This is a genomic window from Roseateles oligotrophus, from assembly GCF_014204525.1.
In the GTDB taxonomy this organism is placed as follows: Bacteria; Pseudomonadota; Gammaproteobacteria; order Burkholderiales; family Burkholderiaceae_C; genus Paucibacter_A; species Paucibacter_A oligotrophus_A.
Map to the genome: position 1 here is coordinate 178,328 of NZ_JACHLP010000004.1, position 13,485 is coordinate 191,812.

Below are 13,485 nucleotides of genomic sequence, written 5' to 3' on the forward strand. Positions count from 1 at the left end.
CGTTGTCCTTGCCGCTGACTCAGGGCGCGGGCCCTGGGTTCAGGGGCTTTCCTCGTCTTCAGGGAGGTCAAAGAAGCGTTGGATCAGCTTGATCACATGGGCCAGCGAGGGCAGGTCCATCAGGAAGAGCACATAGCCCGCCACGTTCTGGCTGCTCAGCGACATGCCGATGCGCGCGACCAGCACCACATCGCTTTGCCCGTGGTGGCGGAACAGGTCTTGCGGCGTCACCCGTTCGACGCCGGGCAAGGTGCCCACCATCTCGGTGCTGAAGATATGGGCCAGGCTGCTCATGCAGCTGTTCATGATGATGTTGCCGATCTCGCCCAGCGCGTCCTGCTCCAGCTCGCTGACATGCTCCAGCGGCGTGTCGGTGTCGCCCAGCATGCGGCGCACGATGTCCAGGCCGCCACGCTCGGGGAAGAGCAGCAGGGTCTCGGTGGCCAGATGGGCGTCGGCGCTGTGAAAGGTCTGCGAGATGCTGCACAGCGTCGGGTTGTCCTGCGCCGAGGGCAGGTCGACCAGGCGTTGCACCAGCTCCTTGCGGGTCAGGATCTCGACCTCGGGCACCGTGACATGAATCTCTTCATTGACGATGTCGGCAAAGGAGGCCGCCGCTTCACCGAGGGCGAGGTTGAAAGCCTCGGCCAGCGCGTCGCGCTCCAGCTCGCTGAGCTGCGTCCTCACGGCGCCTCCAGCAGAGCCAGGATTTGATCGATCACTTCGCCCTTGGCCGGCTTTTTGAACAAGGGCACGTTCAAGGCCTGGGCCTTCTGGCGCATCGCGTCCTGGGCGTTGGCGGTGAGCAGGGCCAGGCGGGTCTGCGGGGCGAGCCGGCGGATCTGCTCGGCCGCTTCCAGCCCGCTCATCACCGGCATATTGATGTCCAGAATGGCGAGGTCGGGCGGCTCCTGCCTGGCGGTTTCGACGGCGGCCTGGCCGTCGCCGGCTTCGATCACGACGGCATGGGGCTGGCGCGTCATGATCAGGGCGATGATGAGCGCACGCGACACTTTGCTGTCGTCGACCACCAGAATCTTCAAGGGATTGGACATTTCATTCCGCCTCAAAAAATAGCCCCGGACGACACCGTCAAAAAGGGCAGGTAGCTTTTTGGACTCTGATCAATTCTGCGGTAAGACTTGGGCCTTGTCTGCACAATAATGAGCAGGAAAAAGGAGTTGTAGGCCTTGCCGACTCGCGGCCTTGGTTTACGCCTGGTCACAAAGCGGCGACAAATCTCCAACGCCTGTGCTCCCTGTCGGGGCGGCCTGTTGGGTGTTCAGGGTCGATAATGCGCAGCAATGTGCGCTGTCCGAGCGCGGGCTTTGATTGCCTAGCCCCTGCCAGACCAGCCTGATGCCGGCCTGGGGCAAAATACCGGCCAGTCGGAAGCCGCTGCGCTGCAAGCCCGCGTAGCAAATCTGTGCGAACCCAGTGCAAACCGAATGCAATGATTGCGAGCCGCATGCCTGAGCAGAACCCCGTCGCCCGCCAAGGGTCCGTAAGTACCATGAATGTTTCCCTCTCGCGTCGAGCCGCCTTGGGCGGCCTGGCGCAGTCGACGGCCCTGGCGCTGGGCGCGCTGGCCATGCCCAGCTGGGCCCAGTTCCGGGTTGAGATTTCGGGCGTGGGTGGCAGCCAGATCCCGATTGCCCTGCCCGACTTCCGCGACGAGGCGCGCAGCGGCCAGGCCGTGGCGGCCATCATCCGCGCCGACCTGGAGCGCAGCGGCCAGTTCCGCATCGTCGACGCACCCGTCCCCATGTTCGAGGGCAGCTCACCGGCCTGGAACGACTGGCGTGCCCGCAATGCCGACGCCTTGGCGGCCGGCTCGGCCACCCGTCTGGCCGATGGCCGCATCGACCTGCGCTACAAGCTCTGGGACGTGGTCAAGGGCCAGGACCTGGGCGGCGAGGCCCATGCCGTGGCCAGCGACGATGTGCGCCTGGCGGCCCACCGCATTGCCGATGCCATCTACCAAAAGCTGACCGGCGAGCGCGGCGTGTTCGCCACTCGCATGGCTTATGTGACCAAGGCCGGCGGCCGCTACACCTTGCGCATTGCCGATGCGGATGGCGAGGGCGGCCAGGTCGCCCTGGCAAGTCCTGACCCCATCATCTCGCCCGCCTGGTCGCCCAATGGCCGCGAGCTGGCCTATGTGTCCTTCGAAACGCGCAAGGCCGTGGTCTGGATTCAAGACCTGTCCACCGGCCGCCGCCGCGTGCTGGCCGACTTCCGCGGCACGAATAGCGCGCCCAGCTTCTCGCCCGATGGGCAGCAGGTGGCCTTGACGCTGTCGCGCGAGGGCGGCTCGCAACTCTTCATCATGAACCGCGATGGCGGGGGGCTGCGCCGCCTGACGCAGAGCTCGGCCATCGATACCGAATCGGTGTTCTCGCCGGACGGCCGCTCCATCTATTTCGTCAGCGACCGTGGCGGCGGCCCGCAGATCTACCGCATGTCCCTGGCCGGCGGCGCGGCCGAGCGGGTCACGTTCAACGGTGGCTACAACATCAGCCCGGCCATCAGCCCCGATGGCCGAACCATGGCCTTCATCACGCGTTTGAATGGCGGCACCTTCCGCCTCTGCGTGATGGACCTGGCCAGCGGCGCGGTCCAGCAGATCAGCGATACCAGCGACGACGAGAGCCCCAGCTTCTCGCCCAATGGCCGCCTGCTGGTCTACGCCACCCGCGTCGGCGGTCGTGATGTGCTGATGACCAGTACCCTGGACGGCAAGATCAAGGCCAAGCTGATCTCCAGTCTGGCCGATGTCAGAGAGCCCACCTGGGGGCCTTTCAACCGTTGATCCGAGTTTTATCTTTTGCCGTTGCTCCGACAATGCGGGCGGCGGATTTCCGCGCAATCCATTGCGAAACCTAGAGGAGTGAACCGAGAATGAAAATCACACGCTATGCACTGACCCTGTTGGCTGCGGCTGCCCTGGCGGGCTGCGGCTCCGCCGTCAAGCTGGACGAGCCCGCACCGGTCGAAACCCGCCCGGTCGCACCGGCCACGACCAATAACAACGCCAATGTCCAGCCGGTGGCCGAGTCCAAGGTCGCGACCGTGGACCTGGGCGCCCAGCTGACCGCCGCCGTGGCCAATCAGCGCGTGGTGCTGTTCGACTTCGACAGCTACACCGTCAAGGACGACTACCGTGGCCTGATCGACGCCCATGCCAAGCGCCTGAACAACGACCGCAAGCTGGCGCTGAGCCTGGAAGGCCATACCGACGAGCGCGGTGGCCGCGAGTACAACCTGGCCCTGGGCCAGAAGCGCGCCGAGGCCGTGGCCAAGTCGCTGACCCTGCTGGGTGTGAACGCGGCGCAGGTCGAGGCCGTGAGCTTCGGCAAAGAGCGTCCCGCCGCCGCCGGCAGCGACGAAGCTGCGTGGGCCAAGAACCGCCGCGTCGAGCTGAAGGACAAGTGAGATGAGCGGCTTGCGTTCTGGACTTGGCCGGGTCTCCTTGCTGACTCTGCTGGCCAGCGCCTCGCTGCTGAGCCTGCCGGCCCGTGCCGGCCTGTTCGAGGATGAGGAGGCGCGCAAAGCCATTCTCGACCTGCGTGGCCGCATCCAGCAAAGCGAAGAGGCGCAGCGCCAACGCGCCGAGCAGCTGAACACACAGGTGCAGGAGCAGCTGGGCCCTTTGCGGCGCAGCCTGCTGGACCTGAACTCGCAGCTGGATGTCTTGCGCAGCGAGATCGCCAAGCTGCGTGGTCAGAACGAGCAGCTCGCCCGCGAGCTGTCGGAGACGCAGCGCAAGGTGGGTGACCAGACGCAGGCCCTGGATTCGCGCCTGAAGCCACTGGAGCCGCAAAAGATCAGCCTGGATGGCCGTGAGTTCCAGGTCGATCCGGAAGAGCGCCGTCAGTACGATGCGGCCATGGGCTTGGTGCGCCGCGGCGATTTCGCCGAGGCCGCCGCCGCCTTTGCCAGCTTCAACAAGCGCTTCCCGGCCAGCGGCTACGGGGATTCGGTGCGCTTCTGGCTGGGCAATGCCCAGTACGGCAAGCGCGACTACAAGGATGCGATCGCTACCTTCAAGTCCTTTATCTCGGCCAACCCCTCGCACCCGCGGGCGGGCGAGGCCTTGCTGGCGCTGGCGAACTGCCAGCTCGAGCTGAAGGACAACAAGGCCGCGCGCCGCAGCCTGGAAGACCTGATCAAGGCCTACCCCGGCAGCGATGCCGCGCAAGCCGGCAAGGAGCGTCTGGCTTCGCTGCGCTGAGCCGCGCTGCAGCAGGGGGGAGGCAAGACCTGACCCTCTGCTTTTTGAGTTGCACCGGGCCCTGCTTGCAGGGCCTTTTTCATTGGCATGCCCCTCACCCTAAAATCCAGCCATGCAAGAACAACAGGAATCCCCGCGCGTTGCCGAGCTGAAGGCCGATGACGAGGCCGATGCCGAGCGCCGATTCGGCGGCCTGCGCCGCCTCTACGGCCAGTCCAGCTATGCCCGCTTGCGCGGCGCGCATGTGGCGGTGGTGGGCTTGGGCGGCGTGGGCTCCTGGGCCGTCGAGGCCCTGGCCCGCTCCGGCGTGGCAGCCTTGACCCTGATCGATCTGGATCAGGTGGCCGAGTCGAATATCAACCGCCAGGTGCAGGCCCTGGGCTCGACCGTGGGCCTGGCCAAGGTCGAGGCCTTGCGCGCCCGCATCCGCGACATCCACCCGGATTGCCGGGTGCGTGTGATCGAGGAGTTTGTGACCGAGGACAACTGGCCCGGCTTGCTGGGCGAATCGGGTCTGGCGCTGGATGGGCTGATCGACGCCTGCGATCAAGTGCGTGCCAAGGCCGTGCTGGCCGCCTGGGCGCGTGCGCAGCAACTGCCTTTTGTCACCGTCGGTGCCGCCGGTGGCAAGCGTGAGCCGCATCTGCTGAGCGTGGCCGATCTGGCCGATGTGACGCATGACCCCTTGTCGGCCTCGCTGCGCCAGCGCCTGCGCAAGCAGTATGGGGCACCGCGTTCGGGCAAGCTGGGTTTGTCCTGCGTCTTCTCGCGCGAGGCGGTGCATCTGCCGGCCGCCGCCGGCGAGGGGGGCGAGGCCTGCGATGTGGACGGCACGCTGAACTGCCACGGCTATGGCTCCAGCGTGATGGTCACCGCCAGCTTTGGCATGGCGGCCGCGGCGGAGTTGGTGAAAAAGATTCTTCTAGGAAATTTGCGTTGATATCTTGCTGAGTCAGTAAAAGCTGTATTACAATCATAGGCTTCGCACGGTTCGGGTCGTTAGCTCAGTTGGTAGAGCAGCGGACTTTTAATCCGTAGGTCGCAGGTTCGAGTCCCGCACGACCCACCAGAATTAGCGTGAAAATCTGCTATAATGCGAGACTTCAAATTGCGTTGCAAATGATTGCAGCGCGGTTTTAAAGCGTAGGGCTCTTAGCTCAGTTGGTAGAGCAGCGGACTCTTAATCCGTAGGTCGAGTGTTCGAGTCACTCAGGGCCCACCAAAATTAAGAAAACAAATACAGCTGCTGCGGTGGCTGTATTTTTGAATGCAGGGCTCTTAGCTCAGTTGGTAGAGCAGCGGACTCTTAATCCGTAGGTCGAGTGTTCGAGTCACTCAGGGCCCACCAAAATTAAGAAATGAAAAAAGCACCTTTCGCTAGCGCGTCAGGTGCTTTTTTCTTGCCCGTATCGGGCCAAGTGCGGATGGCAAGCCGGCCTGCAACGCCGGCTCACCGCAAACCAAGTCAGCGTGGCGGGTTGTTGAGCATGTTCTGCATCAGCAGATTCACGTCTAGCGAGCCGGCCTTCTGGCGGGGCGGGTAGGCGCGCAGTGTGCCGACCAACTCGCCCAGATTCTCCAGAATCATATTGAACAGATAGGTCTTGTGCTGGGTGGTCTCGGCGCGCGGGCCGGGGGCCTGGGTATAGCTCTCGAACGGGTCCTGGCGCACATTCATCACGAATGGTATCGGGTGCGTGCTGGTGTTGCCGTAGTAGCCATCGCGCGTACCGAAGGAGACCTTCCACTGGTTCATGCGGATGCCGCGCAGCTGGGACTCCTCGTAGTAGAAGAAGCGCGTGCGTGCCGAGTCGGGTGTTTCGCCGGCCCAGTAACGCAGATTGTTGACGCCGTCGATATAGCTCTTCTTCTCGACCGCCGTACCCAGGCTGTCACCCTGGGCCAGGCGGGCCTTGATGTCGGGCACGCCAGCGGCTGCGGACAGGCTGGTGAACAGGTCTTCATGCGACTGGATGCCGTTCAGCTCGGTGCCGGGCTTGATGCGGCCGGGCCAGCGCGCCATCATGGGCACACGCACGCCGCCTTCCCAGGTGCTCATCTTCTCGCTGCGGTAGGGCGTGGTGGCGCCATGCGGGAAGGTGCTGTGCTCCGGCCCGTTGTCGGCGGTGTAGATGACGATGGTGTTGTCGGCCAGCCCCATTTCCTTGAGCTTGGCGAGCAGATGGCCCACGTCTTCGTCGTGTTGCAGCATGCCGGCGCAATGCATGTCGGTGGCGCTGGTCAGGCTCTTGCAACGCTGAAGATAACCGTTAGGCACATGGGTGAATACATGCATGCGCGTGGTGTTGACCCAGGCGAAGAAGGGCTTGCCGGCGGCCTTGGCCTTGGCCATGAAGGTGGTGCTGGCGTCGATGAACTCGCGGTCCACGTTTTCCATGCGCTTGCGCGTCAGCGGGCCGGTGTCCACGCAGTCCTGCGCACCCCAGGGGCCGAAGCGCGGGTCGGCGGGCGTGGCCGGGTTGTCATCGGCGCGTGCCGTGCACTTGAGCACGCCGCGCGGCCCGTGGCGCTGCTTGAAGCCGGGGTCGCTGGGGTAGTCCTCGTCCTCGGGCTCTTCCTCGGTGTTGAGGTGGTAGAGGTTGCCCATGAATTGGTCGAAACCATGCAGGGTGGGCAGGAACTCGTTGCGGTCGCCCAGATGGTTTTTGCCGAACTGGCCGGTGGCGTAGCCGCGCGTCTTGAGCACCTCGGCCAGGGTGGCGTCCTGCTTCTGCAGGCCCTGGCGGGCACCGACCATGCCCACCGAGGTCAGGCCCGTACGTATGGGCATCTGGCCGGTGATGAAGGCGGCCCGCCCGGCCGTGCAGGAGGGCTGGGCATAGTGGTCGGTGAAGATGGCGCCTTCGCGTGCGATGGAATCGATGCTGGGCGTGCGGTAGCCCATGGCGCCGCGGCTGTAGGCGGAGAGGTTCCAGATACCGACATCGTCGCTCATGATGACGAGGATGTTGGGCGGCGTCTGTGCCCTTGAGCTGCCGCTGGCCAGCGTCAGCACAAAGGCGCAGAGCGCGAGGAACAGCCGCCACAGGCGGGGCTGGCGGTAAAGGTCGGGCATGGTCTGTCTCCTTGTTGTGGTGGGGGAGGGGGTCTCTTCAGGGCAGCAACTGGTCGGGGCCGACATCGGCCAGCCGGGTCTGGCCCATCAGGCCCAGCGTGTTGCGCAATTCGGCTTCCATATGCGTGAGCCATTGGTGCACGCCGGCCTCGCCGCCTGCGGCCATGGCATAGGCCCAGGGTCGGCCCGCCAGCACGCCGTCGGCGCCCAGGGCGCGCGCCTTGATGAGGTCGTGGCCGCAGCGGATGCCGCCGTCCACCAGCACGGTCAGGCCGCGCCCGGCCACCGCCCCGGCCAGGCGGGGCAGGGCCTCGGCGGTGGGGGCGGTGCCGTCCAACTGGCGCCCGCCGTGGTTGGAGACCACAAAGCCCTGCACGCCGATGTCGGCGGCCAGCCGCGCGTCCTCGGCCTCCAGCAGGCCTTTGAGGATGATGGGGCCGTCCCACTGGGTGCGCAGCCACTCGATGTCCTGCCAGTTCACGCTGGGGTCGAACTGGGCGTCCACCCAGGCCTTGAAGTCCTCCAGCCGGGTGGCCTTGGGCACATATTCCTTGAGGTTGCCGAACACCAGCGGCCCGCCCTTGAGGGCCACGTTCCAGAGCCAGTTCGGCCGCGCCAGCACCGCTTTCACGCGCGCCAGGGCGGTGCGTGTGCTGGGGGCGCTGGTCATGCCGTGGCGGATATCGCTGCGGCGTATGCTCACCCGTGCCAGGTCCACGGTGAAGACCAGGGCCGAGCATTGCGCGGCCCGCGCCCGCTGCAGCAATTCCCGCACGATGCCGCGGTCGCGCAGCATGTAAAGCTGGAACCAGAAGGGCGTGCTGGTGGCCGCGCGCACCTCTTCGATCGAACAGATGGCCGGCGTGCACAGCGTGAAGGGCACACCGAAGGCGGCGGCGGCGCGGGCCGCCTGCACCTCGCCGCGCCGGCCCAGCGAGCCGCCCAGACCCACCGGCGCCAGTGCCAAGGGCATGGTGGCCGGCCGGCCGAAGAAGCGGGTGCCGATGTCGGTGGCCGACACGTCGCGCAAGACGTACTGGCGCAGGCGCACACGGCGCCAGGCTGCCACGTTTTCGCGCAAGGTGTCCTCGTCGAAGCTGCCGCCATCGACAAAGCCGAACAAAAAAGAGGGTACGCGAGCCTTGGCGATGGTGCGCCAGTCTTCAAAGGATGCTGGAACCAGGGGTTTGCTCATGGCGGCTTGCTTGGGTTGGAGGGATGACGGTGCGGGTTCAGGCGGCTTGCGAAACTGCTGCGGGCGCGCTTGCCTGCTCGGACAGCAGGGCACGGCGGCGGGTGGCAGCGGCCTCGGCCTGGGCCGCCTTCACATGGCCGTAGCCGCGTATGCTTTCCGGCAGCGCCGCCAGCTTCACCGCCATGGCGCGGTTGGTCGCATCCAGCCTGGGCAGCAGGGCTTCAATATCGGCCTCGTACTGCGCCAACAGCTGCTGGTCCAGGCGCCGCTCCTCGTTGTTGCGGAAGGGGTCCAGCCAACTGCCGCGCAAGCCCTTGAACCTGGCCATCAGCCCCATGGCCTTGAGCATCCAGGGGCCTAACTCGGCCTTCTGGATCTTGCCGGTGGCCGGGTCCGTCTTGGCAAAGGGCCAGGCACCCAGGTGGAAGTGCAAGGTGTAGTCGCCCTCGAACTCGCGCTCCAGCGCGGCCTTGAAATCGGGGTGGCTGTACAGGCGCGCCACCTCCCACTCGTCCTTGACGGCCAGCAGCCGGTGGTAGTTGTGGGCGACGGTGCGGGACAGCAGATCGCCCGCCTTCAGCCGGCCCTCGGCGGCGCGCACCTTGCTGACAAAGGCCCGGTAGCGCTCGGCCAGGGCACTGCCGGTATGGGCGCTTAGATGCTCGGTGCGCTGGCGCATCAAATCCTCCAGGCTGTGCTGGATGCGCGGCACGATGGAGACCACCACGGCCGGCGTGCGCGCCTTGACCCATTGCTCCACGGCGGCCAGGTCATGGGCGGCGCGGCGCCCCCACAGGAAGGCGCTCTTGTTCATGGGGATGGCAACGCCATTGAGTTCGATGGCGCGGTCGATGGAAGCCAGCTTGAGCGGAATCTGGCCGCGCTGCCAGGCCGCGCCCAGCATGAACATATTGGCGGCGATGGGGTCGCCCAGCAGGGCCGTGGCCAGGCGCTGGCCCTCCAGCAGCAGGGCGCGCTCGCCGAGCAGGCCGTTGATGCGATCGGTTAGCTGGGTGGCGTCCACCTGCCAGTCGGGGTTGCGGGTGAAGTCGGCGGTGGGCACCATGTCCGTACATACCACGGCCTGGCCCTGGGTCGGATTCATCATGCGCAGCGGCTCGTCGCCGGCCGCCACGATCAGGTCGCAGCCAATCATGGTGTGGCCCTCGCCGGTGGCGATGCGGGTGGCGTGCAGCAGCTCGGGCGCGGGGGCGAAGCGCACATGCGAGAGCACCGCCCCGTATTTCTGCGACAGGCCCGTGATGTCCAGATTGGAGCTGTAAGCACCCTCCAGATGGGCGGCCACGGCCAGCGTCTGGCCGATGGTGACCACGCCGGTGCCGCCGATGCCGCCCACCAGCACGCTGTGCAGCCCGCTCAGGGCCGGCACCTGGGGCTCGGGCAGGGGCGCGGTCCACTGCGGTGCGTCCTGGCCGCCGGCCTTGGCCGCCTTGCGCAGCGAGCCGCCGTGCACGGTGACGAAGCTGGGGCAGAAGCCCTCGGTGCAGGTGTAGTCCTTGTTGCAGCTGGCCTGGTTGATGCGCCGCTTGCGGCCCAGTTCGGTCTCCAGCGGTTCGATGGACATGCAGCCCGAGACCTGGCCGCAGTCGCCGCAGCCCTCGCAGACGGCGGGGTTGATGAAGCTGCGCTTGGCCGGGTCGGCCCATTTGCCGCGCTTGCGCAGGCGTCGCCTCTCGGTGGCGCAGGGTTGGTCGTACAGGATGAGGGAGACGCCGGGATACTCGCGCATCTCGCGCATCACTGTGTCCATCTGGCTGCGGTGGTGTACGGCCACGCCGAAAGGCAGGCCCACGTCCTGGTACTTTTCCGGCTCATCGGTGACGACGGCCATCTTCTTGATGCCCTCGCCGGCCAGGCTGGCCAGAATCATCGCGGGGCTCTGGCCGCTCTCGGTGGGCTGGCCGCCGGTCATGGAGTTGAAGCCGTTGTAGAGCAGCTTGTAGGTGATGGGCACGCCGGCCGCCACGGCCTGGCGCACGGCCAGGTGGCCCGAGTGCGAGAAGGTGCCGTCGCCGAGATTGGCGAACACATGTTTCTCGGTGGTGAAGGGCTGCTGGCCCAGCCAGTGCATGCCTTCGCCGCCCATCTGCGAGGGCGCGCTGGTGGTCCTGGGGTTCACCAGCATGGCCATGGTGTGGCAGCCGATGCCGGCCAGGGCGCGGCTGCCCTCGGGCACGCGGGTCGAGCGGCTGTGCGGGCAGCCCGAGCAGAAGCCCGGGTTGCGCCCGGGCAGGCCGGGGGTCGGGCCCTTGGCCGTGGTGGCGGCCACCGGGTGGAGGGCGCAGCCGGGCAGCGCCGCCTGCAAGGCGCCGGCCAGCACCTGGGCGACCAGGCCCGGCGAGATTTCGGCCGCGTTGGGGAATGCCATGGCGCCACGCGCCGGGTCGAACAAGGTGCCGCCGACATGCTTGCCGATGATGTGCGGCGCCCCGGCGCTACCGTAGAGGGCGGCGCGCAATTGCTCCTCGATCAGGGGGCGCTTTTCCTCGACCACGACGATGCTGCTCAGGCCCTGGGCGAACTCATGCACGATGGCCGGGTCCAGCGGCCAGATCATGCCCAGCTTGAGCAGGCGTATGCCCGCCGCCGCCGCGTCGTGGATGCCCATATTGGCCAGCGCCTGCAACACGTCCTGCCAGCTTTTTCCCGCCGAGACGATGCCCAGCCTGGCCTCGGGCGCGGGGGCAGTGATTTCGTTCAGCGCGTTGGCGCGCGCATAGGCCATGGCGGCGGCCAGTTTGTGGTGGTAGAGGCGGTCTTCCTGGGCCAGCGGCATGTCGAAGCCGCGGATGCTGACGCCCTCGCCGAACATGTCCTTGGGCGAGGAGGGCCGCTCGGGCAGGGTGACGCGCGGCGAGTCGGCCGCCACATAGACCGAGCCGCCGCCCTCGACGACGTCGGTGACCAGCTTCAGGCCGACCCAGCAGCCCGAGTAGCGGCTCATGGCGATGCCGTGCAGGCCGTAGTCCAGCACCTCCTGGGTGTTGGAGGGGTAGAGCACCGGCATGCCGACGGCGATGAACACCGGGTCGGAGAAATTGGCCACCGTCGAGCTCTTGGCGCCATGGTCGTCACCGGCCAGGCAGACCACGCCGCCATGGGGCGAGGTGCCGGCCAGATTGGCGTGGCGCAGCGCATCGGCCGAGCGGTCCACGCCCGGACCCTTGCCGTACCAGATGCCGAACACGCCGTCCACCTTGGCGCCGGGGAAGCTGCCCACATATTGCGAGCCCCAGATGGCGGTGGCGGCCAGTTCCTCGTTCAAACCCGGGCGGAACACCACATTGGCGGCCCCCAGCTCCTTCTTGGCGCCCCATAGCTCCATGTCGTAGCGGCCCATGGGCGAGCCGCGGTAGCCGGAGATATAGCCGCCGGTGTTGAGGCCGGCGGCGGCGTCACGCGCGTGTTGTTGCAGCGGCAGGCGGACCAGGGCTTGCATGCCCGTGAGATAGACCCAGCCTTCGGGGGTGCTGTAGCGGTCTTGTAAAGAGTCCGCAGCGCGGGTGCTTGAGTCGGTCATGGCTTCGGTCTCCTCTGGCGCAGTGCTGATGCATACGGATGCATCGGTGCGTCAGTGTTGCCGCAGGCTGCGGGCCGGCCAAGGTCGTTGACGGACGAATTTGGTATTCGTGCGGACGCCGGAAGCCGGGCCGACTCGTAACGTTCAATTCAGTGGTTGTGAGCGGGCGCGCCAGCACGCGCGGGAGGCCTGGGTTCAGGCGGCGGCGCGCGTGGCGCTGCGCTCGCGCCGGTATTCGTTGGGGGTCTTGCCGGTCCAGCGCTTGAAGGCGTGGCGGAAGCCCACCGCATCGCTGAAGCCCACGGTGGTGGCCACGTCTTCCACACTGAGCTGGGTGGTGCTGAGGTAGTCGATGGCCAGGGCCTGGCGCACGCTGGCGAGCAGCTCGCTGTAGGAGGTGCCCTCGGCTTCGAGCCGGCGGCGCAGGGTGCGCGAGGTCATGCACAGGTTCTCGGCGATCAGCTCGACCTCGGGGAAGCGCCCGGGCGTGCGCGTCAGCTCCTGGTAGACGCGCCGCGTCAGCCCGGCCTGCCAGCGGAACTGCTCCAGCAGGCGGGCGCATTGGCTGGACACCTGGGCCGCCGTGATGGGGTTGGCCAGCTGGGGTGCGCGGGCCAGCCAGGCGGCCGGGTAGCTGAGCATATTGCGCGCCTGCCCGAATTCCACCGGGCACTCCAGCATGGCCGCAATGGCGGCGGCATGCGGTGGCGCAGCCCCGGACATTTGGATGCGCGCCGGCACGCACCAAGCCCCCATCACATCCTTGACCACGGTGGCGTGGATGGCGAACTGCAGGTCGATCAGGAAGCGATACAGCGGCCCATCCAGCCCGGGCAGGGACAGCTCCTCCCGGTTCGGGAACACCCAGGAGGCGACGCCGTCCGCAGCGATCCAGTGCACATCCATCATGCCGTTGGACAGGCGGTGGTAGCGCACGGCGGTGTTGAAGGCCTGCTCCAGCGATTCGGCGCACAGCAGGGCATAGCCATACATGCCGTAGCAGGAGGCCCGGATGCGGCATCCCACCTGCAGGCCCAGGTCGGTGCTTGGGCAGAGCTGCACGGCCGCGCGTGCGGCCGCGAGGAATTGCAGGGAGGAGGTCAGCGTCTGCGCGTCGCTGATTGCCGCCGTGTCCAGCCCGGCGGCCGCCAGCACCGGTGCGGTGGGCACGCCGGCCTCGGCCAGTACCTCCAGCAGCACCGCGATCTTGGTGGGTGCATGCCGGTTTTCGCGCAGATCGACGGCCATGCTGGCCTGCGGCGGACGCACCGAATCCCGCTCCGAGAGCGGCGGTGCGAGAGCGAATTCAAGAGGTACAGGCATCGTGCGGCAAATCAAGGTGTCCAGTTCGATGCGCCATTGTTCCCGGCTCCGGCACTGCCAACACCTAGGACTGTCCCGCAGGCCGGGCCCTCCCCATGGGCCCTGAACAGGGGGGT

General features: G+C 66.8%; 10 protein-coding genes and 3 tRNA genes. 7 read left to right on the forward strand and 6 right to left on the reverse strand.

Translation table 11 applies throughout. The features are described 5' to 3' along the window. Positions 1-39 precede the first annotated feature (39 nt). Together HNP55_RS10935 and HNP55_RS10940 are read right to left on the reverse strand one after the other, a co-directional pair. Positions 40-687, reverse strand: a complete 648-nt coding sequence (locus tag HNP55_RS10935) for a chemotaxis protein CheC (protein ID WP_184299156.1) — start codon at positions 685-687, stop codon at positions 40-42. Then, positions 684-1,055, reverse strand: coding sequence for a response regulator transcription factor (locus HNP55_RS10940; RefSeq protein ID WP_184299159.1), 372 nt, complete (start codon positions 1,053-1,055; stop codon positions 684-686). Before HNP55_RS10940 ends, HNP55_RS10935 begins: the two co-directional genes overlap by 4 nt. A 458-nt stretch (positions 1,056-1,513) precedes the next feature. Here HNP55_RS10940 and tolB point away from each other — a divergent pair, with 458 nt between their 5' ends. The 7 genes from tolB to HNP55_RS10975 all read left to right on the forward strand — a co-directional run bounded on the left by tolB (position 1,514) and on the right by HNP55_RS10975 (position 5,582). Next, complete coding sequence (gene tolB, locus HNP55_RS10945) at positions 1,514-2,812, forward strand: Tol-Pal system beta propeller repeat protein TolB (RefSeq protein ID WP_184299161.1); 1,299 nt, start codon at positions 1,514-1,516, stop codon at positions 2,810-2,812. Between the two features lie 89 nt (positions 2,813-2,901). Then, entirely contained in the window at positions 2,902-3,435 is a 534-nt protein-coding gene (gene pal, locus HNP55_RS10950) for a peptidoglycan-associated lipoprotein Pal (RefSeq protein WP_184299163.1), read from the forward strand. Between the two features lies 1 nt (position 3,436). After that, positions 3,437-4,234, forward strand: a complete 798-nt coding sequence (gene ybgF / locus HNP55_RS10955; protein ID WP_184299165.1) for a tol-pal system protein YbgF — start codon at positions 3,437-3,439, stop codon at positions 4,232-4,234. A gap of 112 nt (positions 4,235-4,346) precedes the next feature. After that, the gene (locus tag HNP55_RS10960) at positions 4,347-5,174 is read left to right on the forward strand and encodes a ThiF family adenylyltransferase (protein WP_184299167.1); all 828 of its coding nucleotides are present in this window, start codon (positions 4,347-4,349) and stop codon (positions 5,172-5,174) included. 53 nt (positions 5,175-5,227) lie between these two features. Next, a tRNA-Lys gene (locus tag HNP55_RS10965) sits at positions 5,228-5,303 on the forward strand. Positions 5,304-5,380: 77 nt separating this feature from the next. Next, positions 5,381-5,456 (forward strand) — tRNA-Lys (locus tag HNP55_RS10970). A gap of 50 nt (positions 5,457-5,506) precedes the next feature. Then, a tRNA-Lys gene (locus HNP55_RS10975) sits at positions 5,507-5,582 on the forward strand. Between the two features lie 117 nt (positions 5,583-5,699). Here HNP55_RS10975 and HNP55_RS10980 read toward each other — a convergent pair. The 4 genes from HNP55_RS10980 to HNP55_RS10995 form a co-directional block, all read right to left on the reverse strand. Then, on the reverse strand, positions 5,700-7,310 hold the full coding sequence (locus tag HNP55_RS10980) for an arylsulfatase (protein WP_184299169.1): 1,611 nt from the start codon (positions 7,308-7,310) through the stop codon (positions 5,700-5,702). 37 nt (positions 7,311-7,347) lie between these two features. Next, positions 7,348-8,505: an L-lactate dehydrogenase gene (locus HNP55_RS10985; RefSeq protein WP_184299171.1), complete on the reverse strand. Its 1,158-nt coding sequence runs from the start codon at positions 8,503-8,505 to the stop codon at positions 7,348-7,350. 37 nt (positions 8,506-8,542) lie between these two features. Next, positions 8,543-12,046 (reverse strand): indolepyruvate ferredoxin oxidoreductase family protein, encoded by a 3,504-nt coding sequence (locus HNP55_RS10990; RefSeq protein WP_184299173.1) that lies wholly within the window; start codon positions 12,044-12,046, stop codon positions 8,543-8,545. 195 nt (positions 12,047-12,241) lie between these two features. Then, positions 12,242-13,369, reverse strand: coding sequence for an AraC family transcriptional regulator (locus tag HNP55_RS10995; RefSeq protein ID WP_184299175.1), 1,128 nt, complete (start codon positions 13,367-13,369; stop codon positions 12,242-12,244). Positions 13,370-13,485: the final 116 nt, after the last annotated feature.